The 731-nt window shown below is 48.3% G+C and carries 2 tRNA genes and 1 rRNA gene; all 3 read right to left on the reverse strand.

Features of this window, described 5'->3' with window-relative positions:
• Positions 1–159, reverse strand: a 23S ribosomal RNA gene (locus Q1A40_RS22890); the annotation flags it as partial.
• Between the two features lie 206 nt (positions 160–365).
• A tRNA-Ala gene (locus Q1A40_RS22895) sits at positions 366–441 on the reverse strand.
• 112 nt (positions 442–553) lie between these two features.
• A tRNA-Ile gene (locus tag Q1A40_RS22900) sits at positions 554–630 on the reverse strand.
• Positions 631–731 lie beyond the last annotated feature (101 nt).

Below are 731 nucleotides of genomic sequence, written 5' to 3' on the forward strand. Positions count from 1 at the left end.
CACGCAATGATAGTGCAACGAATTGCACTGGGTTTCCCCATTCGGAAATCGTCGGTTATAACGGTTCATATCACCTTGCCGACGCTTATCGCAGATTAGCACGTCCTTCATCGCCTCTGACTGCCAGGGCATCCACCGTGTACGCTTAGTCGCTTAACCTCACAACCCGAAGATGTCTCGTAAGTCATCATCGCGCTGCAAAAATTTGAGAGACTCGAACATATCGTGTTTTCGTTCTTTATTACGGAAGAACGAAACGACATGTCGTTTCAATTTTCAGCTTGTTCCAGATTTTTAAAGAGCAAATACTTCGCAGCACACTGTTATCCAGCATACTTGGAAGTATTTTTTGAGCATGAAAAGGATGGTGGAGCTAAGCGGGATCGAACCGCTGACCTCCTGCGTGCAAGGCAGGCGCTCTCCCAGCTGAGCTATAGCCCCATCGTTTTCGTAAAACCTTATTGTCACCGTAATTCTTCGCTGATCAAGGCGCAGCTTCGCGAAGCATAGTGAACTATGCGAGTCGGAGTTGCAACGCAGAACAGGGGAGAATTGGTAGGCCTGAGTGGACTTGAACCACCGACCTCACCCTTATCAGGGGTGCGCTCTAACCACCTGAGCTACAAGCCTATAAGGTTTTACTGCTCGATTTTCATCAGACAATCTGTGTGAGCACTACGCAATATCGTATCTTTCAGGTAAGGAGGTGATCCAACCGCAGGTTCCCCTAC

The organism is uncultured Cedecea sp. (assembly GCF_947498825.1).
Taxonomy (GTDB): Bacteria; Pseudomonadota; Gammaproteobacteria; order Enterobacterales; family Enterobacteriaceae; genus JGM124.